Annotated in this window: 1 pseudogene; it reads right to left on the bottom strand. The window is 46.8% G+C overall.

The window, feature by feature from the left end:
* Nucleotides 1-231, bottom strand: a pseudogene (locus tag KVT11_RS20765) (lipoyl synthase); the annotation flags it as partial.

Below are 231 nucleotides of genomic sequence, written 5' to 3'. Positions count from 1 at the left end.
TTATAACAGCGTGCTTTAAATTCATTAAAGCCACTGAATCTGCCACGCGTTCTGGCTCTTGCAAGTCTAATCCAGTAGGAAGACCGGTTTTCACCGCACAGAAACGGCATGCGCGCGTACAAACAGATCCGAGGATCATAAATGTAGCAGTTCTTCACACTGCCCAGCATTCGTGAATATTCGGACATTTCGCTTCCTCACAAACGGTATGCAGGTTGTTTTCCCGCATCA

It is taken from the genome of Bacillus sp. GbtcB10, from assembly GCF_019091365.1.
Taxonomy (GTDB): Bacteria; Bacillota; Bacilli; order Bacillales; family Bacillaceae; genus Bacillus; species Bacillus altitudinis.
Note: the sequence above shows the minus strand (reverse complement) of the source record. Positions and strands in the feature narration are given on the sequence as shown.